The organism is Yersinia sp. 1652 StPb PI (assembly GCF_041538345.1).
In the GTDB taxonomy this organism is placed as follows: domain Bacteria; phylum Pseudomonadota; class Gammaproteobacteria; order Enterobacterales; family Enterobacteriaceae; genus Yersinia; species Yersinia enterocolitica_E.
Genome location: NZ_JAULSM010000001.1, coordinates 722098 through 743192 on the forward strand (window position 1 = coordinate 722098; position 21095 = coordinate 743192).

Below are 21095 nucleotides of genomic sequence, written 5' to 3' on the forward strand. Positions count from 1 at the left end.
ATGTCAACGCCGATTATTCTGGCTATTGATGAAGGCACCACCAATGCCAAAGCCATTGCAGTGGACACTGCCGGGCAGATTCTGGCGAAGGTTTCAGTGCCTCTTCTGCTGAATCACCCAAGGCCCGGTTGGGCAGAGCAGGACCCGCTGGCTATCTGGCAGGCGGTCTGTTTGGCAATCGAAGGCTGTCTGAACCAATTGGCAGGTGCGCGGGTGGCCGGTGTTGCCATCAGTAACCAGCGTGAGTCGGTGCTGATTTGGGAGCGGGAGACCGGCACACCACTGACGCCAGTGGTGAGTTGGCAATGTCGGCGCTCAGAGCTTTTCTGTCAAACGCTGAGCCAGTTACCGGAGGCGGCAATGATTGCCGAACGCACTGGATTGCAGATTGATCCGCTGTTTCCGGCCGCTAAGGTTCACGGCATGCTGGCAGAAATTCCACGTGGTGTGGAACGTGCGGCTCACGGTGAACTGTGCGTCGGAACCATCGACTGCTGGCTAACCTGGCAGCTCAGTGGCGGCCAAAGTTTCTCGACCGATTTCTCCAATGCAGCCCGTACCCAACTGTTTAATATTCATTCCGGCCAATGGGATCCTGACCTGCTGGCGCTATTTGGTATTCCCAGTCTTTGTCTGCCTGCGGTATTACCCTCGGCGGCTATCCACGGACATACCGGTAATACCGGCATTATTGGCTTGCCACAGGGGGTACCGATTGTGGCACAAATCGGCGACTCCCACGCTGCGCTCTATGGGCAGGGCGGTGACCGTCCGGGCGAAATCAAAGCGACCTATGGTACCGGCTCTTCCCTGATGACTACCGTGAAGCAGGCGGTAACACAGAGCAATGGCCTGAGTACCACCATTGCCTGGCATGACGGCGAACTACGTTATGCCCTCGAAGGCAATATCACGCATACCGGTTCGGGGGTGGCGTGGGTTTCACGCATGCTAGGTATCACGGATTTAGCGCACTTGACCGAGATGGCGCAAAGTCAGTCAGGTAATCAGGGAGTCTATTTTGTTCCAGCCCTCTCGGGATTAGGGGCGCCTTATTGGGATAGCCAGGCTCGTGGTCTGTTCTGCGGCTTGACCGATGCTACCACCCCTGCGGTATTAGCCCGCGCCGGGTTAGAGTCGGTCGCCTACCAAATAGCCGACGTGTTTTTTGCTATGGAGCGGGCTGGCAACCATCGTCTTGAACGGCTGCGGGTAGATGGTGGAGCGACCAGCAACCGCTGGTTGATGCAATTTCAAGCCGACCTGTTGCAGCGCACGTTGATACGCAACCATACCGCCGAAGTATCGGCACTGGGAGCGGCATATTTAGGCGGGAAAACCCTCGGTTGGTGGCAGGATAACCAGCAATTAGCCGCACTTCCCCGTGAAGTGGAATACATCGAACCGCGCGCTCAAAGTGCGGAGATGCAAGATAACTATAGCCTCTGGCAAACGGCCATCGCGCGCGCGCGTTTTCAGCCGAAATAACCCACACTAGGAGTAAGCATATGTCAGCAATACCTCGTAAGTTAACTTTCGCGGTGATTATCGGCAACCGGGGGTTTTTCCCAAGCTATCTGGTGGCTGACGCGCGCCGTGATGCTCAGGCGCTGTTTGATAGACTGGGCATCAACATCATTATGCTCAATGAAGAGCAAACCCCCTTGGGGGGGGTTGAAAACTGGCGTGATGCCAACGTGTGTGCCGAGTTATTCCGTAAGCACAGCGAAGAGATCCATGGTGTAGTAGTGATTCTGCCCAACTTTGGTGATGAAAAAAGTGTCTCAGATGCTATTCGCCTTTCGGGCCTCAAAGTACCGGTATTAGTACAGGCTGAAGAAGATGCGCTGGATAAAATGGGGCTAGCGACGCGTCGCGACAGCTTCTGCGGCAAAATCTCGTTATGTAACAACCTGCGCCAATATGGCATTCCATTCACATTGACCAAGCAGCATGTTTGTAGTCTAAACAGCGAAATATTTAGCCACGACGTCGAGCAATTTGTACAACTGTGCCGGGTGGTGCATGCCATGAAACGGGTGCGTGTCGGGGCTATTGGTGCTCGTCCAACTAACTTTAATACCGTGCGCTACAGCGAGAAGTTATTGGAGAATTTGGGCATTACTGTTGAAACGCTCGATTTATCCGAAGTGTTCTTCCGCGTCGCTAATCTCAGTGATAACGATATTCGTGTTGGTGAAAAACTGGCGCTGTTAAAAGCCAACGGTGACACCAGTGCCATTCCACAAGATAAGTTACACAAAATGGCGAAACTGTTTGTGGTTATCAGTGAATGGATTATCGCCAACGATATCGATACCACCGCCATGCAGTGCTGGACCTCGCTGCAACAGAATTTGGGTATCAACGTCTGTTCCATTATGAGCGTGATGTCCGGGCAACTGATGCCAAGTGCCTGTGAAGTGGATGTAATGGGGGCACTATCGATGTATGCACTGGCGAGTTGCTCACTGGCGCCGGCCTCAATTGCTGACTGGAATAATAACTTTGGCGCAGAGCGTGATAAATGTGTGTTATTCCACTGTGGCAACTTTGCCAGTGAAAGTCTGGAAAGCTCAACCATGGGCACCGCTGATATTATCGGAACAACTGTAGGTTGCGAGAATACCTGTGGTGCTGTCCATGGCCGCATGAAATCCGGGCCATTGACCTATTTCCGCCTCTCTTCTGATGATTTTACCGGCCAGGTTCGGGCTTATGTCGGTGAAGGCCGTTCTGTCAGTGACGAGTTAGATACCGTGGGTTGCCGTGCGGTAGTGGAAGTGCCACAGCTGGAAAGCTTACTTACGCATATCTGTAATAATGGTTTCGAACACCATGTGGCGATGAACCATTCAGCGACAGCTCAGGTATTGCAAGAAGCATTCAGTAAGTATCTGGGAGTTGATTGTTACTGGCATGGGAAGTCGCCGCTTTAGTTTCAATGACGTTATCAAATGCCGCACCAGGGAGGGCGCGGCGAATCATTATGGTGATTATTAACCGAGCGCAGTCGCTTTAAAGCAAGGTTTCGGCGGTTAATCTGTCGGTAATCAATACATCAACATAGTTACCCGTCAGTGCGCCACGAATGGCAGCACTTTTCCCTACCCCTCCTGCCAGCGCTACCACTCGGGGGCAGGCGCGCAGTTGTGGTAGCGACATACCAATCACTGGATCTTCTTCATCGCTGAGTACCGCATCGCCAGCAGCATCAAAATAATGCAGACATAAATCACCCACGGCGCCACGCTCTGCCAGCAACTTGAGCATCTCTTCGTGATAATAGTTACCGGAGTTTCTCAATAGCTGTGATGGCTCCAGATCACCAATTCCCACCAATGCCAGATCAACTTCGGCGAATTTATTCACTACATCGGCAACTTCACCACTGGATATCAGGCGTGCGCGGTCTTCTGTCGAACGTTCAATGCTTTGAGCGGGCAGCAAGTAAGCCGGGCAATTTAAAATATTGGCTAATGCTTGAGTTAACAAGGTGGCTTGCACATTACCATTGGGGCCAACCCCTCCCAGTAATTGGATAACCCCGCTGGTTTTGATGTTAAGCGGATGAAGGTTATCAACCATCGCCCGGATAGTGCTACTCCACGAAGAGATCCCCACCATATCGTTTGGGCGAATACTGGTTTGCATGTAATGGGCAGCAGCAGAACCAATAGCTTGCTTTATTTGGACTGGGTTGGCGTCATCAGCAATATCCACCACAATGGCCTGATCGATTCCATAGTGTTTTTGAATCCGTGATTCGATACCAATAAACATATTGGCAGGCTGAATCACGCTGATTTTCACCACTCCTTCTTTAACGCAGCGGGTGATCGCTCGGGAGACAAAAGATTGAGATAAATGCAGGCTGTCAGCAATTTCAGATTGCTTCATACCTTCGCTGTAATACAGCGTGGCTATTTTCACCAGCAACCGTTGCTCATCTTGTCTCGACATGGTTCCGTCCCGCTAATTACCTGATGTTGGTATTTTTATTCAAAGCTGAATAAATAACAAGCTGTACCGAATTTTAACGTCAGAGAGGTTGCACAAACAAACTGATACCCCTATGACCCCGAGTTACGGGGCGTTAGGTGTGTCTGTTGCAGACGATTCCTCTGTTTTTTCTGCTTCTTCTTGTTGATCAGGAGGCGGCATAACATCGTGGATCATTTGCTCGTCAAAACTAGGGTTCAGCGCTGGTGACAGTGGGGAACTGACCAGACTGTCCGGTATTGCCATATGTGGAACCGGGGCATCGTTAACAAATTCGTCCTGATCTTGTTTCACCGTTCTGCTCAGTGTTATCAGGCCCACACCACACAGTACGAAGAATGCATACAGAATATTGCCACCCAATGGCTGAATCAGGGCACCTACAGCAAGCGGCCCGATGCTGGCGCCAACGCCAAATGACATCAGTAAGCATGCCGCCAGTGACACACGCCGCTCTGGTGCAATCAGGTCATTAGCCAGAGCGACCACCAGTGGGTAGAGGGTGAACTGCAACATGCTGACGACAAACCCCAGACCCAGTAAGAAATGGAACGAGATATGGGGCACCAGGGCCAACGGCAGCGCAGTTAATGCCAGTAATAATGCGTTAATACGGATCAATAGCGTGCGGTTATAGCGATCGGACAACCAACTGAGAGGAAGTTGGGCCACTAAACCGGCAAAGATAGATAATGCCATAAACAAACCGGTCTCCTGCGTTGATAGCGATTGCAGGCTGGCATAGACCGGTGCCAGACCATAGAAGGAGCCGACAATCATGCCAATCACCAAAGTTGATGCCAGTATTTTGGGAATTGAACTGATAAAGAATTTCAGCTCCATAGGGGCTGGGGACATTTGTTGGGCATTACTGCGCGTTGTCAGGGCTACAGGCACCAGGCAAAGGGCAAAAAATAGCGCAATAATCATCAGGGTGCTCAAACCCAACTCAGGTTGGAGCATTAATACCACCTGACCTAACGCCATACCGGCATAGGTTGCAGCCATATAAACACCAAACACGATACCGCGTTGATTAGAGGCTGCCTGATCATTGAGCCAACTTTCCAGCACCATAAACTGACACATCATACAGAGGCCAATAATCAAGCGCAGAACTACCCATGCGGGGATGTATTCAGTAAGTCCATGGCTTAACACGGCTGCCGTGATAATACCGGCACAGGCGACATAAGCGCGAATATGGCCTACGCGGGCAATCAGGAAATGGCCAACCTTGCCACCGATCACCAGACCAATATAATTTGCGGCAATAATTGCCCCAATTAATGCACCTGAGACATGGATGGCGGTCAACCTTAGCGAAATATAGGTCGTCAATAAGCCTGAACCCAGCAACATCAAAACGGTTGCACTATAAAGTGGGAAAAAGGCGTTAAGCGTTTTTTTCACTATCTCGTCCTTAGTTCATCATCCCGGATAACTATCCAGTACCCCTGATGCAACTTGCCGCATCCTACGTTGCCGATAAATTCGAACAGCCCTTTTGATACTAACAGCTAAGCCTGTGAGGTAAAGCTTTGTACGGGAAAGCGCTTTTTTTCATTCCTCCTTGCGAGAGGTTTCGCATAACTGACAGTGGTTGTCGTTACGGGCTAAAGAAGTGCTACTATCGGCGGCGGGAGATTTTATTAGAGTAGGGGGCAACAATGAGCGAGAAACAATTACGTCAGCTCAGTATTGCAATCGGGAATAAGCTAAAGGCCCGTGGTGCCTGGGTGACCTGTGCTGAGTCCTGTACAGGGGGTTGGGTGGCCAAAGCATTAACTGATATTGCGGGGAGTTCAGCGTACTTTGACCGTGGTTTCGTGACATACAGTAATGCAGCCAAACACGATTTGCTCGGTGTGGACGAAATCACGTTGGCAAATTATGGTGCTGTGAGTGAAGCCGTAGTACGAGAGATGGCGCTCGGAGCATTGAGAGAAGCGAATGCTGACTTCGCGGTATCTATCAGTGGCATTGCCGGGCCTGATGGTGGCAGTGCGGATAAACCGGTTGGTACGGTATGGTTTGCTTTCGCGGCACGTGAAGGGCAGATTTTGGCATGCAAACAGATTTTCCCCGGTGATCGCGATGCGGTAAGGCTGCAAGCGGCTGTTTTCGCGCTACAAACACTATTCGATGATTTTCTGTAAAAATAGGCTTGATACTGTATGATTGTACAGTATAATTAGCGGTAATTTCCTGCATAAAACAACATTCAGTGGTAATGGTAGGGGTAACCCCTGCATACCAGAGAGGGAGTAAAAATGGCTATTGATGAGAATAAACAAAAGGCGTTAGCAGCAGCACTGGGCCAAATTGAAAAACAATTCGGTAAAGGCTCTATTATGCGCCTTGGCGAAGACCGCTCAATGGATGTTGAAACCATCTCTACCGGTTCCCTTTCTCTTGATATCGCATTGGGGGCGGGTGGCTTGCCAATGGGGCGTATTGTTGAGATTTATGGCCCTGAGTCATCAGGTAAAACAACGCTAACGTTACAGGTTATTGCTTCCGCACAGCGTGAAGGCAAGACTTGTGCATTTATCGATGCTGAGCATGCTCTTGACCCAATTTATGCCAAAAAATTAGGTGTAGATATTGATAACCTGCTTTGTTCTCAGCCAGATACTGGCGAGCAAGCATTGGAAATCTGTGATGCATTGACTCGTTCTGGTGCTGTTGACGTTATCATCGTTGACTCGGTTGCTGCATTGACGCCTAAAGCCGAGATTGAAGGCGAAATCGGTGACTCTCACATGGGCCTTGCGGCACGTATGATGAGCCAGGCTATGCGTAAGCTGGCGGGTAACTTGAAGAATGCGAATACCTTACTGATCTTCATTAACCAGATTCGTATGAAGATCGGCGTTATGTTTGGTAACCCTGAAACCACCACCGGTGGTAACGCACTTAAATTTTACGCGTCTGTACGTTTGGATATTCGCCGTATTGGCGCAGTAAAAGAAGGCGATGTGGTTGTTGGTAGCGAAACTCGCGTTAAAGTTGTGAAAAATAAAATTGCAGCGCCATTTAAACAAGCTGAATTCCAGATTCTGTACGGTGAAGGCATCAATATTAACGGCGAACTCGTTGATTTGGGTGTTAAACACAAACTGATTGAGAAAGCAGGTGCATGGTATAGCTACAACGGCGACAAAATTGGTCAAGGTAAAGCGAATGCCAGCAACTATTTAAAAGAAAACCCAGCGGTTGCGGCAGAGTTGGATAAAAAACTGCGTGAAATGCTACTTAACGGTGGGAACGGCGAACAACCTGTAGCAACAGCAGCATTTGCCGATGAGACTGATGAAACTAGCGAAGAGTTTTAATTAATAAGGTTAAAACAGCGCGTTAGTATCAGCAGATTAAGTAGTTAACAAGCGGCCCATCAATTGGGCCGCTTGAGTAAATAGCAATTCGTATTCAGCCCTCCACTCCTGCTCATATCCAAAATAATCAGAACCCGTACCTACCTGCAACGCCGAGAGAGAAGGCTGTTACCCAAAATAATTTGATTACAGCAAGGTAGCCAACGAATGAGTCCCGATGAGTTGACCCTTGTCAGTAATTCGGGCGAGTGAGCGCCGCTAACACAGCAGTAACGTCAAGTAAGAAGGGTAATACCCAAAGTAATTGGGGTTACAGCAAGGCAGCCAACGAATGAGTCCCGATGAGTTGACCCTTGTCAGTAATTCGGGCGAGTGAGAGCCGCTAACACAGTAGTAACGTCAAGTAAGAAGGGTAATACCCAAAGTAATTGGGGTTACAGCAAGGCAGCCAACGAATGAGTCCCGATGAGCTGACCCTTGTCAGTAATTCGGGCGAGTGAGAGCCGCTAACACAGCAGTAACGTCAAGTAAGAAGGGTATATGAATGACCTGTTAAGCCGTGCCATGAGATTACTCTCTCAGCGTGATCATAGTGAATCGGAGTTGCGTCGTAAGCTTGCAGCCCAGCCTTTTTCGGCAAAAGGGAATTGGGGCAGGCGCACCAGCGGTGAAAATAGCAAACCGGTCGAAGATATTGATCCTCAAGCTATCGAACAAGTTATTGCTTATTGCTACCAACACGATTGGTTAGACGATTCCCGCTTTGCCACCAGTTATATTAATAGCCGTAGTCGGAAAGGATATGGGGCACAGCGCATCCGTTCGGAATTGATGCAAAAAGGGGTCGATAAAGAGCTAATTCAAGCTGCTTTTGAAATTAGTGAAATCGACTGGTGTCTGCTCGCAAAAGAAGTCGCACAGCGTAAATTTAGTGAAACTTTACCTCTTGAGTGGAAAGAAAAGGCGAAAGTTCAGCGTTATCTCCTCTATCGTGGCTTCTTCCAAGAAGAAATTCAGTCGATTTACAATGATTTTGTCGAATGAATGCACGCGGGATTTTACTTCCCCTCGAAGAAAATTTATCTTATTCCCACTTTTTGTTCGTGAGCTTACCCACTGCGTTATCAATAATTGATGCGCAATATGCTTGCGGGCCATTCTTTTAGCTTGTTTCCGGGGCAATTATGAGCAAGAGCACCGCTGAGATTCGTCAAGCGTTTCTCGATTTCTTCCATAGCAAGGGACACCAGGTTGTATCAAGCAGCTCTTTGGTTCCCAATAATGACCCGACGCTGTTGTTTACCAATGCGGGGATGAACCAGTTCAAGGACGTTTTCTTAGGTTTGGATAAACGGGCTTATTCTCGTGCAACGACCTCTCAACGTTGTGTGCGTGCAGGTGGTAAGCATAACGATCTGGAAAACGTAGGTTATACCGCGCGTCATCACACATTTTTCGAAATGTTGGGTAACTTCAGCTTTGGTGATTATTTCAAACATGATGCTATCAGTTTTGCTTGGGAATTATTGACCAGCGAACAGTGGTTTAACTTACCAAAAGAAAAACTTTGGGTAACCGTCTACGAAACCGATGATGAGGCCTATGAAATCTGGGCTAACGACGTTGGTGTTCCTCGTGAACGTATCATTCGTATCGGTGATAACAAAGGTGGTGCTTTTGCGTCAGATAACTTCTGGCAAATGGGTGATACCGGCCCATGTGGTCCATGCACAGAGATTTTCTTTGATCATGGTGACCATATCTGGGGCGGACCTCCTGGGTCGGCAGAAGAAGATGGCGATCGCTATATTGAGATCTGGAACCTCGTCTTCATGCAGTTTAACCGCCAGTCAGATGGCACTATGCTGCCATTGCCTAAGCCCTCGGTTGATACCGGTATGGGGCTTGAGCGTATTGCTGCGGTATTACAACACGTTAATTCTAACTATGAGATTGACCTGTTCCGCGATTTGATTAAAGCGGTGGCGCAAGCCACTGGTGCAACCGATCTTTCCAGCAAGTCGCTGCGTGTCATCGCTGACCATATTCGATCTTGTGCCTTCCTGATTTCTGATGGGGTTATCCCGTCAAATGAAAACCGTGGTTATGTTTTGCGTCGTATTATTCGCCGCGCTATTCGCCATGGCAACATGTTGGGGGCTAAAGAGACTTTCTTCTACAAATTAGTTGCTCCGTTGATTGCCGTGATGGGATCTGCTGCTGCTGAATTGAAACAACAGCAGGCGATGGTTGAACAAGTTCTGAAAACTGAAGAAGAGCAGTTTGCGCGCACCTTAGAGCGTGGCTTAGCCCTGCTGGATGAAGAACTCAGTAAATTGACCGGTGACACCCTCGACGGTGAGACGGCTTTCCGCTTATATGATACTTACGGCTTCCCGGTTGATTTAACTGCTGATGTTTGTCGTGAGCGTAATCTGAAAGTGGATGAAGCTGGTTTTGAACAAGCGATGGAAGCCCAGCGTCGTCGTGCCCGCGAATCCAGTGGTTTTGGTGCAGATTATAATAGTATGATCCGTGTTGATAGCGCGAGCCAGTTCTCGGGTTATGACCATGTTCATCAACAAGCTACCGTTACCGCATTGTTCCGCAACGGGGTAGCCGTTGATGAAATTAATGCCGGTGAAGAGGCAGTTGTTGTCTTGAATCAAACACCATTTTATGGTGAGTCTGGTGGTCAGGTTGGTGACAAAGGCGAACTTAAAAATGCTACCGCCACCTTCGTGGTAGCGGACACTCAGAAATACGGTCAGGCTATCGGTCACTTGGGGCAATTGACTCAAGGCACTCTGCGAGTTAACCACAGTATCGATGCTCAGGTTGACGTCGCACGTCGTAACCGCATTCGGTTGAACCACTCCGCAACCCATTTACTGCATGCGGCATTGCGTAAAACGCTGGGTGAGCACGTTGCTCAGAAAGGCTCGTTAGTTAACGACAAGTATTTGCGTTTTGACTTCTCTCATTTTGAAGCGATGAAGCCAGAACAAATTCGTCAGGTAGAAGATCTGGTCAACGAGCAGATTCGCCGTAACTTGCCAGTCCAGACAGAAGTGATGGAGCTGGATGCAGCCAAAGAAAAAGGGGCGATGGCCCTGTTTGGTGAGAAATACGACGACCAGGTACGAGTATTAACTATGGGCGATTTCTCAACTGAGCTGTGTGGCGGTATTCACGCCAGCCGCACTGGTGATATTGGCTTGTTCCGCATCCTGTCTGAATCAGGTACGGCGGCAGGTATCCGCCGTATCGAGGCGGTCACTGGAGAGGGGGCTATTGCACTGCTACACCAGCAAACTGACCTGCTGGCGGATGTTGCTCATCTGGTGAAAGGTGATACCCATAATTTGGCAGATAAAGTCCGCGCAGTGTTGGATCGCAGTAAACTGCTGGAACGTGAACTCCAGCAACTGAAAGATCAACAAGCCGCTCAAGAAAGTGCGTCATTGTCATCAAGTGCGAAATTGGTTAACGGCGTGAAGTTACTCGTTAGTCAGTTAGACAATGTTGAACCAAAAATGCTGCGTACCATGGTTGATGATCTTAAAAATCAACTGGGGTCGGCCATTATTGTGCTGGCAACGACAGCGGATGATAAGGTCAGCCTGATTGTTGGTGTAACCAAAGATCTTACCGGAAAAGTAAAAGCAGGTGAGTTAATCGCAGATATTGCCCAACAAGTGGGCGGTAAAGGCGGTGGACGGCCTGATATGGCACAAGCGGGTGGTACTGATGTTCTGGCATTGCCAGCGGCATTGGCAAGCGTAGACGCTTGGGTAGCTTCCCGGTTATAAGCAAGTAATGACCTATTAAATCAATACGCCATATCTCTATGCTGGGTATGGCGTTTTTCAATTTTCATGTCATAGTTCGAAAACAAAGTTAAACGCAAAGTTGTTTGCTTCAGCTAAACTTGTATTAGTTAGAGACTCGACCAAGCTACTTACATTTTATGTGAATGTGATGGCTTACGTTTTCACGGTGTATGATGGATAATGGCGGGGAAACTGAGAGACCCGACTCTTTTAATTTTTCAAGGAGCAAAGAATGCTTATTCTGACTCGTCGAGTTGGTGAAACACTCATGATTGGCGATGAGGTTACGGTTACTGTATTAGGGGTTAAAGGCAACCAAGTTCGAATTGGTGTAAATGCTCCGAAAGAGGTTTCTGTTCACCGTGAAGAGATCTACCAGCGCATCCAAGCAGAAAAGTCTCAACCGACGACTTACTGATTTTGAAGCAGCGTCTCGTGTTACACGAGGCGCTACTGCTGTCTATTCTCCTCAGTTCTGCTGTTTTATCTCCTTTTTACCTTCTTCTCCCTGTAATAATTTTCTATTTTCAATCTCTTTAATTGGCCGGTGGTGAGAGTTTTATTTTTTCCTCTATCGAATTACGCCGTAATAAACACTATCTTGCCTGTTGATAAAACACTCTTTTTGACGTCAAACTGGTCATGTTGTGTGTGAATTGTGCAAATGAACGTGAGTTGGGAAAAATTGTTTGACTTATAAGTGCGGGAAAGTAATATGTGCGCCACGCAGTGCCGATGAGCTTCTTCAAAAGCAAGTCAGGTACAATTCGAAAGAAGCGTATGGTGAGGTGGCCGAGAGGCTGAAGGCGCTCCCCTGCTAAGGGAGTATACGGTCAAAAGCTGTATCGAGGGTTCGAATCCCTCCCTCACCGCCATTTACTATGCACCCATAGCTCAGCTGGATAGAGTACTCGGCTACGAACCGAGCGGTCGGAAGTTCGAATCTTCCTGGGTGCACCATATTTTGCAGTATGGTGAAATAGTCAAATGAACATCAGGTAGTGTCAAAGAATTAATTGCACCCATAGCTCAGCTGGATAGAGTACTCGGCTACGAACCGAGCGGTCGGAAGTTCGAATCTTCCTGGGTGCACCATCTTCTAGGTCATACATCTTGTTGTTAAGTTTCACTTGCTGAAACGCCTCCGTAAAATTAGAAATAAAAATCGCACCCATAGCTCAGCTGGATAGAGTACTCGGCTACGAACCGAGCGGTCGGAAGTTCGAATCTTCCTGGGTGCACCATATTAAGAAACCTCGCTACGGCGGGGTTTTCTGCTTTTAGTAGCAGATAATTCGTAGAACCGAGCGGTCGGAAGTTCGAGCCGAGCGCAGCGAGACAACGTTGCTTTAGCAACGGCCCGTAGGGCGAGGCGTAAGCCGAGTCATCTTCCTGGGTGCACCATATTAAGAAACCTCGCTACGGCGGGGTTTTCTGCTGTTTAGTTTTTGCTTCATGTTCCCTATAGCCCAGCAAAACGAAATACCTGAATTCTCTTATCTCGTAATCAACGCTTCAACTCATTGGTTTCTTCATATATCAAATAGCAACTTTATTAAGCTGAATTTATTATTTATCAAGTAAATTCAGGCGATTATACAGTAAGCGACAATTTAGTTAGTTTGCGATAAAGTAGCTTTTCATTTATCCCTAGGCGCGGGGCCACGATGTACGATCGCTACGAAGGCCTGATTTTTGATATGGATGGCACCATTCTGGACACTGAGTCCACACATCGTCAGGCCTGGCGTCAGGTGCTAACGCCTTATGGTATGCATTTCGATGATCAAGCGATGGTGGCTTTGAATGGCGCACCGACTTGGCGAATTGCCCAGGCAATCATCGCTAATCATCAATCTGATTTGGATCCTCATTTATTGGCCACTGAGAAAACAGCATTAGTGAAGACGATGCTGTTGGATAATGTGAAGCCTCTACCGCTCATAGACGTTGTTAAAGCCTATCATGGGCGTATACCTATGGCTGTAGGGACAGGAAGCGAGCATGCTATGGCAGAGATGCTCTTGTGTCATCTGGGTCTGCGCGGTTATTTCGCGGCCGTTGTCGGTGCTGATGATGTCACCAAACATAAACCAGAGCCTGAGACATTTTTACGCTGTGCGCAGTTACTCTGCGTGCAGCCAGCTAAATGTGTCGTCTTCGAAGATGCTGACTTTGGTGTTGAAGCGGCTAAAAGGGCCAATATGGCAATAGTTGATGTGCGCCTGTTGTGAGTAGTACGCTAGCTATTGCTTCTTTATTCGGGAGTAGCTTCCTCAGTGCGACGCTCTTACCCGGAAATTCTGAAATTCTGTTAGTCACCCTATTAACGGCAGATAGTGCGCCGGCAATGATGTTGGTGTTATCTGCCACTGTCGGAAATACCCTTGGGGGGCTAACAAATGTTGTTATAGGGCGTTTATTACCGGAGCTAAAGCCACAGCGGGGGATGAGTACAGCATTAGGCTGGCTCCAACGTTTTGGCCCAGCGGCTTTGTTATTGAGCTGGCTACCGATAGTGGGCGATTTGATGTGTGTGTTGGCAGGCTGGTTGCGAATGCCCTGGGGTCTTGTGGCTTTTTTTCTGTGTTTGGGAAAAGCATTACGTTATATCGTATTAACGGTAATTACGTTGCAAGGAATCGCCTGGTGGCAGTAAAGAATGTGACAAACTTACATAGTCACCTCGATGCAGTTTCAGTATGCTGGCGAGTTATGGTTTTCAAGAGCGGGAGGTCGATTTGATCCCGGATGTATCACACGCGCTAACTTGGCTGGAAGCGCATCCTAAAGCCCTGAAAGGGATCCGTCGCGGTATCGAGCGGGAAACATTGAGAGTGACTGCCGATGGCCAATTAGCCTCGACGGGTCATCCAGAGTCATTGGGTGCAGCTCTGACACATCAATGGATTACCACTGATTTTGCTGAGGCATTGTTGGAATTCATTACTCCAGTCGATGGGGATATTGACCATTTGCTGACTTTTTTACGTGATATCCACCGTTATACGGCACGTAAACTGGGTGATGAACGTATGTGGCCGCTCAGTATGCCTTGCTTTATTGAGGCTGAGCAGGATATTGAATTGGCTAAGTATGGTTCTTCTAATATTGGCCGTTTCAAAACACTTTACCGTGAAGGTTTAAAAAACCGTTACGGTGCGTTGATGCAAACTATCTCTGGAGTGCACTATAACTTCTCTTTGCCGCTGGAGTTTTGGCAGGCATGGGCGGGTGTCACCGATGAAAAAAGCGGTAAGGAAGAGATTTCAGCGGGCTATTTCCGACTGATTCGCAACTACTATCGTTTTGGTTGGGTTATTCCATATCTGTTTGGTGCTTCGCCGGCGATTTGTTCATCGTTCCTGCAAGGGCGCGAGACGGCATTACCCTTTGAGCGTAATGATAAGGGGATGTGTTATTTGCCCTATGCCACCTCTTTACGTCTGAGTGATTTGGGTTATACCAATAAATCACAAAGCAATTTGGGTATCACGTTTAATGACCTGCACACCTATGTTGCTGGGCTGAAACGTGCGATCCAAACGCCATCAGAAGAGTACGCAGCACTGGGGCTAAAAGACGGTGACCGTCATCTGCAATTGAATACCAATGTATTGCAGATTGAAAATGAATTGTATGCCCCTATTCGGCCAAAACGGGTTACCCGGGCTGGCGAATCACCGTCAGATGCTTTGCTACGTGGTGGCATTGAATATATCGAAGTGCGCTCTCTGGACATTAACCCATTCTCACCGATTGGCGTTGATGCAGTACAGGCACGGTTCCTCGATCTATTCCTGATTTGGTGTGTATTGGCCGATGCGCCTGAAATGAGCAGTGATGAACTACTGTGTACCCGTAAGAACTGGAATCGGGTTATTTTAGAAGGGCGTAAGCCGGGGCAGACAATTGGCAGGGGATGCAACGATACCCGTGAGCCGCTGGAAAAGGTCGGAAAAGATCTGTTTGCAGACCTGCGCCGTGTTGCAGAAGTGCTGGATGGTAAAGATAGTACTGAATATCAACAAGTTTGTGATGAGCTTGTGGCGTATTTTGATGATCCAAGCCTGACATTCTCCGCGCGTATTTTGCAAGCAATGAAAGAAGGTGGTATTGGTGGTATTGGCCTTGAACTCGCGGAGCGCTACAAGGAGATGCTGCAAAATGAACCATTGGAATTATTGACAGAAGAGCAATTAAGCGCAGAGCGAGATGCTTCATGGCAGCGCCAGCGTGATCTGGAACTCAAAGATCAACTAAGCTTTGAAGAATATTTGCTGCTTCATGGCGGCCAATAAAAAGAAAAGGCCACATTGCTGTGGCCAAATTAACATCTCTGATAACAGGGATGATGATAACAAATGCGCGTCTTTCACATATTAAGACGCACAGGATTCGAAAAAGTTTCACGGATTGCGAAAAAAGATCAGATAAAAAATTATTTTCTTATGAGGAGGTGACTAAATGCCATTATTGGATAGCTTTACCGTAGACCATACCATTATGAAAGCACCGGCTGTGCGTGTTGCTAAGACGATGAAAACCCCTCATGGCGACGAGATAACTGTATTTGATTTGCGCTTCTGTGTGCCAAATAAAGAAGTGATGCCGGAACGCGGGATTCATACACTGGAGCATCTATTTGCCGGTTTTATGCGTAACCACCTCAATGGCAACGGTGTTGAGATTATCGATATCTCGCCAATGGGATGCCGTACCGGTTTCTATATGAGCCTGATTGGTACGCCGGATGAGCAACGCGTTGCTAATGCCTGGAAAGCAGCAATGGCGGATGTGTTGAAGGTAACCGACCAACGGAAAATTCCTGAACTGAATGAGTATCAGTGCGGTACTTATCATATGCACTCACTGGAAGAGGCTCAGGCGATTGCCAAAGGTATCCTTGATCGTGATGTACGTATCAATCACAACGAAGAACTGGCGCTGCCGAAAGAAAAACTATCTGAATTACATATTTAGTTTTCGATAGGCTAATGCAAAAAAGACGCTGATAAGGCGTCTTTTTTATGTTCGCTAGCCGCATTGGTTACGCAGTTATGCGGAGCTGCCTTGAGATACTATGGGGGCGACTCGCACCTGTTTAATCATGTTCTCTTGTACATCCAGAACATCAATTAGGTAATTGCCGATACGGACCTGAGCACCGACCTGTGGGATCTCTTGTAGCTCTTCCAGCAGCATGCCATTGATGGTACGGGCATCGATCGGAAGTGACCAGTTGAATGCTTTGTTCAGCTCGCGAACGCTGGCGCTACCATCAATGAGTACTGAACCATCGCTTTGCGGATTGACCTCTTCTGCCAGTGTTGGGGACATTGACGTGGTAAAGTCGCCAACGATCTCTTCCAAAATATCTTCAACTGTCACCAACCCTTGAATATCACCATATTCATCGACAATCATGCCGACTTTCTCTTTATTTCTCTGAAATTTCACCAGTTGTACATTCAGTGGTGTGCCTTCTGGAATAAAGTAGATTTCATCGGCTGCGCGCAGCAAATTCTCTTTATTGAACTCTTTTTTCTCCGTCATCAATCGATAGGCTTCCCGCACACGTAACATGCCGATGGCATCGTCCAATGACTGGCGATACAACACGATGCGCCCATGTGGTGAGTGGGTTAACTGGCGGATGATTGACTTCCAGTCATCATTGATGTCAATACCGACCACTTCATTGCGTGGCACCATGATGTCGCTAACTGTCACTTTTTCCAAGTCCAGTACCGATATCAACATATCTTGATTACGGCGGGATATTTGTGAGTGGGATTCATTCACGATACTGCGCAATTCATCTTTGCTGACGGCATCGCTTCTGTGAACGTTCCCTCTAATGCCACACAGACGCATCAGCGCGCGCGTAATGGTATTTAACAACCATACCAGTGGCAGCATAATTTTCTGTAGGGGAACCAGTAAGAAACTGCTGGGGAAGGCGACACGTTCAGGATAAAGTGCCGCGATAGTTTTCGGCATCACCTCAGCAAAAATCAACACCACAAAAGTCAGCACCCCGGTTGCTATTGCGACTCCAGCATTCCCGTATAAGCGGATACCAACAATAGTTGCCAAGGCGGATGCCAAAATATTAACCAGGTTGTTGCCGATTAACACCAGACTTATCAGGCGGTCGGGACGTCTTAGCAGTTTCTCAACTCGCCGTGCGGCGCGATTACCCTGTTTGGATAAATGGCGCAAACGATAGCGGTTAAGAGTCATCATACCGGTTTCGGAGGCAGAAAAATAAGCCGAGACCACGACCATAATGACCAGAATAATGATCAGCGTGCTAGTTGATACGTGATCCAACACTGTATTCCTTAATTGCGATGGTGGCTCTGTCAGTTCAACTGATCCATACGCTGATGATGGAGAGGATGATTAAGGAACTATAATTTCCTGCACCAAGCGGCTACCAAAATAGGCCAGCGTAAGTAGAAATGCACCAGCGAAGCTGAACCAAATCACTCTACGCCCGCGCCAGCCTTCATGGTAATGGCCCCATAATAGAACAATATAGACAAACCAGGCCATGATCGATAACACCGCTTTATGGACGTTTTCTTTACTAAATATGTTGTCCATATAAAGTAAACCAGTACACAGCGTCAGTGTCAGTAATACCACCCCAATTTGGGTGATATGGAACATTTTACGCTCAATACTCATTAATGGTGGCATGTCTGCATTAAATGTCAGTTTTTTATTCTTTAACTGATAATCGAGCCAGGCCAGTTGTAATGCATACAACGCTGCGATAATAAGTGTCGCGTAAGCAAAAAGCGCCAACCCAATGTGAACGAATATGGTAGGGCTGGTTTCCAGATGAGTAATAAACTCGCCCGGTAGCAAACTGGCAAGGGCCAGATTGATCATGGCGAAACTATAGACAATCGGCAGCAAGAACCAACCGCGCCCCCGTGAGGCGACGATAGTCATGATAGTGCAGATCATCAACCCCACGATGGAGCCAATATTCAATAAAGTGAGGTTTTGGCCCCCACCGACATCAAAAATCTGATGCTTCAGAGCAATAGCATGGCACACTAGAGCCACGACGGCAGAAACCAGCGCTAACCGCCGGTAAGCACTATTTTTCTGCACCAGGCTTGGGACAATCAGGCCCAGGCTGAGCGAATAAGCGATCAAAGCCAAAATGGAGAACACGGGCATAGCGGTATATGAGCATCGGCTAAGTGAATTAGATAGCCAGTATAGCGTTGAGCGCGTTCCTCTCCAACCGTTCTCCGACGTGAGAGCAGAGATCGTTTAAGCTTCGTGTTATAATCCCCCCATTGTGTCGCCAGAGCGGCCTGTTTCCACGTTGAGTATGAGACAATGTTTGAGAACTTAACTGATCGATTGTCGCGCACACTGCGCAATATCAGCGGCCGTGGCCGGCTGACAGAAGAAAATATTAAAGAAACGCTGCGTGAAGTGCGCATGGCGTTACTGGAAGCTGACGTAGCCCTGCCGGTGGTTCGTGACTTTATCAACCGGGTAAAAGAGCGTGCTGTCGGGCATGAGGTGAATAAAAGCCTCACACCAGGCCAAGAATTCGTCAAAATAGTTAAAAATGAACTTATCACCGCCATGGGTGAGGTCAATAACGAACTGAATCTGGCCGCTCAACCGCCAGCAGTGGTGTTAATGGCCGGTCTGCAAGGGGCGGGTAAAACCACCAGTGTGGCCAAACTGGGTAAGTTCCTTAAAGAGAAACAGAAGAAAAAAGTGCTGGTTGTGTCTGCCGACGTGTATCGCCCTGCGGCGATCAAACAGTTGGAGACGCTGGCACAGGGTGTTGATATTGATTTCTTCCCGTCTGATGTACAAGAAAAGCCGATTGATATTGTTAATCGTGCCCTGCAACAGGCAAAACTTAAGTTTTATGATGTTCTGATTGTCGATACCGCTGGTCGCTTGCACGTCGATGAAGCGATGATGGACGAGATCAAACAGATTCATGCCGCGATTAATCCGGTTGAAACCTTGTTTGTCGTCGATGCAATGACCGGTCAGGATGCTGCTAACACGGCGAAAGCATTCAACGAAGCGTTGCCGCTCACGGGTGTGGTGCTGACCAAAGTTGATGGTGATGCTCGTGGTGGTGCGGCTCTGTCTATCCGCCATATTACCGGCAAGCCGATTAAATTCTTGGGCGTGGGGGAAAAGTCTGACGCACTGGAACCATTCCACCCGGATCGCGTGGCTTCACGCATTCTGGGGATGGGCGACGTGCTGTCGCTGATTGAAGATATCGAAAGCAAAGTTGACCGTGCACAGGCGGAGAAACTAGCCACCAAGCTGAAAAAAGGTGATGGTTTCGATCTCAACGACTTCCTTGACCAGTTGAAGCAAATGCGCAATATGGGCGGTATGGCCAGCATGTTGAGTAAAATGCCGGGTGCCGGTCAGTTGCCAGAAAACGTGAAATCGCAGATGGACGATAAGGTGACGGTACGTATGGAGGCCATCATCAATTCGATGACGCTGAAAGAACGTGCTAAACCAGAGATCATCAAAGGCTCGCGTAAGCGCCGTATTGCTACCGGTTCTGGCGTGCAGGTACAGGATGTTAACCGCTTACTTAAGCAGTTTGATGAAATGCAGCGCATGATGAAGAAAATGAAGAATGGTGGCTTGGCTAAAATGATGCGTGGCATGAAGGGTATGATGCCACCGGGTTTCCCAGGCCGCTAAACGTCATACCCAAAGTGATTGGGGTTTCAGGTAGGCGGCCAGTAAACTAATCACGATGAACTTACTCAAGTAAGTGATTCGGGTTAGTGCGCGCAGCCAACAACCCTGTGATTTCAAGTACGAAGGGTATATTTCACGCAGTGGTGTTAACCGTGTGAGATGAGTAATGATTTCCCGCTGAAAACGGCGGTAAACGAAGAAAACTGTACTCATTCCAAAACTAGCGCACAGGAATCTACGCTTTAGATTGCTTTTTGCGCCAAAATGAGTAAAATTTTCGGGCTTTTTATATTGCAACTGGACCCCGTTCCCCGATGGGGTCCAGTTGTTTTATTAACTAAAGAGGATGTTATGGTAACAATTCGTTTGGCTCGTGGCGGCGCTAAAAAGCGTCCGTTCTATCAAGTAGTAGTGACCGACAGCCGTAATGCTCGTGACGGTCGTTTTATCGAACGTGTAGGCTTCTTTAACCCGATCGCAGCTGGTCAGGCTGAAGCTCTGCGTTTGGACCTGGACCGTATCGAACATTGGGTTGGCCTGGGTGCAACAGTTTCTGATCGCGTATCTGCGCTGATCAAAGACGCTAAGAAAGCAGCTTAATCTGTCGCGGTGGTGGTTATTATGAGCAAGCAACTCAATCCAGTGGTTCCCGATCAGCCGATTGTACTCGGTAAAATGGGTTCAACTTACGGCATTCGCGGTTGGCTCAGAGTATTTTCATCCACCGAAAACGCCGAAAGCATTTTTGATTACCAGCCGTGGTTTATCCAGCAGGCCGGTAAGTGGCAGCATGTCGAGTTGGAAGACTGGAAGCGCCACAGTCAAGATCTGATCATCAAAGTTAAAGGTGTTGACGATCGGGATGCCGCGAATTTACTGACTAATTGCGAAATTATCGTAGATTCCAAGCAACTACCCGCACTAGAAGAGGATGATTACTACTGGAAAGACCTTATGGGCTGTCAGGTAGTAACAACCACGGGTTACGAACTGGGTAAAATCATCGATATGATGGAAACCGGTTCTAACGATGTGATGGTAGTGAAGGCAAACCTGAAAGATGCATTCGGTATGAAGGAGCGGTTGGTCCCGTTTCTTCATGGGCAGGTTATCAAGAAAGTCGATCTCACTGCTCAACGTGTTGAGGTAGATTGGGATCCTGGTTTTTGACCTCCGAATTAAACGGCAAAAGTGA

At 48.1% G+C, this 21095-nt stretch carries 18 protein-coding genes, 4 tRNA genes and 1 other RNA gene; 19 read left to right on the top strand and 4 right to left on the bottom strand.

The features are described from left to right. A complete protein-coding gene (locus Q2T71_RS03240; RefSeq protein WP_372558111.1) occupies window positions 1-1488 on the top strand; it encodes an FGGY family carbohydrate kinase in 1488 nt (495 codons plus the stop codon). Between the two features lie 20 nt (window positions 1489-1508). Then, window positions 1509-2939: an L-fucose/L-arabinose isomerase family protein gene (locus Q2T71_RS03245; RefSeq protein ID WP_372558112.1), complete on the top strand. Its 1431-nt coding sequence runs from the start codon at window positions 1509-1511 to the stop codon at window positions 2937-2939. Window positions 2940-3018: 79 nt separating this feature from the next. On the opposite strand, the gene Q2T71_RS03250 is transcribed toward Q2T71_RS03245, so the two are convergent. Further along, the gene (locus tag Q2T71_RS03250; protein WP_083160256.1) at window positions 3019-3963 is read right to left on the bottom strand and encodes a sugar-binding transcriptional regulator; all 945 of its coding nucleotides are present in this window, start codon (window positions 3961-3963) and stop codon (window positions 3019-3021) included. A 123-nt stretch (window positions 3964-4086) separates the two neighbouring features. Next, window positions 4087-5415, bottom strand: coding sequence for an MFS transporter (locus tag Q2T71_RS03255; RefSeq protein WP_372558113.1), 1329 nt, complete (start codon window positions 5413-5415; stop codon window positions 4087-4089). Window positions 5416-5672: 257 nt separating this feature from the next. On the opposite strand from Q2T71_RS03255, the gene pncC reads away from it, so the two are divergent. The 14 genes from pncC (at window position 5673) to luxS (ending at window position 16156) form a co-directional block, all read left to right on the top strand. Continuing rightward, window positions 5673-6161: a nicotinamide-nucleotide amidase gene (gene pncC / locus Q2T71_RS03260; RefSeq protein WP_083160252.1), complete on the top strand. Its 489-nt coding sequence runs from the start codon at window positions 5673-5675 to the stop codon at window positions 6159-6161. Between the two features lie 114 nt (window positions 6162-6275). Continuing rightward, complete coding sequence (gene recA, locus Q2T71_RS03265; RefSeq protein ID WP_083160250.1) at window positions 6276-7340, top strand: recombinase RecA; 1065 nt, start codon at window positions 6276-6278, stop codon at window positions 7338-7340. Between the two features lie 540 nt (window positions 7341-7880). Further along, window positions 7881-8384 (top strand): recombination regulator RecX, encoded by a 504-nt coding sequence (gene recX / locus Q2T71_RS03270; protein WP_083160248.1) that lies wholly within the window; start codon window positions 7881-7883, stop codon window positions 8382-8384. A gap of 140 nt (window positions 8385-8524) precedes the next feature. Continuing rightward, window positions 8525-11152 carry an alanine--tRNA ligase gene (alaS, locus tag Q2T71_RS03275; protein ID WP_372558114.1) on the top strand — a complete coding sequence of 876 codons (2628 nt, stop codon included), beginning with the start codon at window positions 8525-8527 and terminating at the stop codon, window positions 11150-11152. A gap of 253 nt (window positions 11153-11405) precedes the next feature. After that, window positions 11406-11591: a carbon storage regulator CsrA gene (csrA, locus tag Q2T71_RS03280; protein ID WP_002209449.1), complete on the top strand. Its 186-nt coding sequence runs from the start codon at window positions 11406-11408 to the stop codon at window positions 11589-11591. Window positions 11592-11955: 364 nt separating this feature from the next. Beyond that, window positions 11956-12048 (top strand) — tRNA-Ser (locus tag Q2T71_RS03285). Between the two features lie 8 nt (window positions 12049-12056). After that, window positions 12057-12133 (top strand) — tRNA-Arg (locus Q2T71_RS03290). 58 nt (window positions 12134-12191) lie between these two features. Next, window positions 12192-12268, top strand: a tRNA-Arg gene (locus tag Q2T71_RS03295). A 72-nt stretch (window positions 12269-12340) separates the two neighbouring features. Then, window positions 12341-12417 (top strand) — tRNA-Arg (locus Q2T71_RS03300). 29 nt (window positions 12418-12446) lie between these two features. Next, window positions 12447-12577, top strand: a non-coding RNA gene (locus Q2T71_RS03305) — RtT sRNA. Window positions 12578-12840: 263 nt separating this feature from the next. Then, window positions 12841-13407: a fructose-1-phosphate/6-phosphogluconate phosphatase gene (gene yqaB, locus Q2T71_RS03310; protein ID WP_372558115.1), complete on the top strand. Its 567-nt coding sequence runs from the start codon at window positions 12841-12843 to the stop codon at window positions 13405-13407. Continuing rightward, window positions 13404-13832, top strand: coding sequence for a YqaA family protein (locus tag Q2T71_RS03315; RefSeq protein WP_372558116.1), 429 nt, complete (start codon window positions 13404-13406; stop codon window positions 13830-13832). The genes yqaB and Q2T71_RS03315 overlap by 4 nt, the downstream gene beginning before the upstream one ends. Before the next feature lie 43 nt (window positions 13833-13875). Beyond that, complete coding sequence (gene gshA / locus Q2T71_RS03320; protein WP_193784717.1) at window positions 13876-15474, top strand: glutamate--cysteine ligase; 1599 nt, start codon at window positions 13876-13878, stop codon at window positions 15472-15474. Between the two features lie 166 nt (window positions 15475-15640). Beyond that, complete coding sequence (gene luxS, locus Q2T71_RS03325) at window positions 15641-16156, top strand: S-ribosylhomocysteine lyase (protein ID WP_083160240.1); 516 nt, start codon at window positions 15641-15643, stop codon at window positions 16154-16156. 75 nt (window positions 16157-16231) lie between these two features. Here the strand turns inward: luxS and Q2T71_RS03330 are convergent, their stop codons facing one another. Further along, a complete protein-coding gene (locus tag Q2T71_RS03330; RefSeq protein ID WP_372558117.1) occupies window positions 16232-17509 on the bottom strand; it encodes an HlyC/CorC family transporter in 1278 nt (425 codons plus the stop codon). 72 nt (window positions 17510-17581) lie between these two features. Further along, on the bottom strand, window positions 17582-18373 hold the full coding sequence (locus Q2T71_RS03335; RefSeq protein WP_372558118.1) for an inner membrane protein YpjD: 792 nt from the start codon (window positions 18371-18373) through the stop codon (window positions 17582-17584). Between the two features lie 165 nt (window positions 18374-18538). On the opposite strand from Q2T71_RS03335, the gene ffh reads away from it, so the two are divergent. The 3 genes from ffh (at window position 18539) to rimM (ending at window position 21070) form a co-directional block, all read left to right on the top strand. After that, window positions 18539-19900: a signal recognition particle protein gene (gene ffh / locus Q2T71_RS03340; protein WP_083160233.1), complete on the top strand. Its 1362-nt coding sequence runs from the start codon at window positions 18539-18541 to the stop codon at window positions 19898-19900. Between the two features lie 351 nt (window positions 19901-20251). Beyond that, a complete protein-coding gene (gene rpsP / locus Q2T71_RS03345) occupies window positions 20252-20500 on the top strand; it encodes a 30S ribosomal protein S16 (RefSeq protein WP_005182026.1) in 249 nt (82 codons plus the stop codon). A 21-nt stretch (window positions 20501-20521) separates the two neighbouring features. Further along, the gene (rimM, locus tag Q2T71_RS03350; RefSeq protein WP_032905542.1) at window positions 20522-21070 is read left to right on the top strand and encodes a ribosome maturation factor RimM; all 549 of its coding nucleotides are present in this window, start codon (window positions 20522-20524) and stop codon (window positions 21068-21070) included. The last annotated feature ends 25 nt before the right edge of the window (window positions 21071-21095 follow it).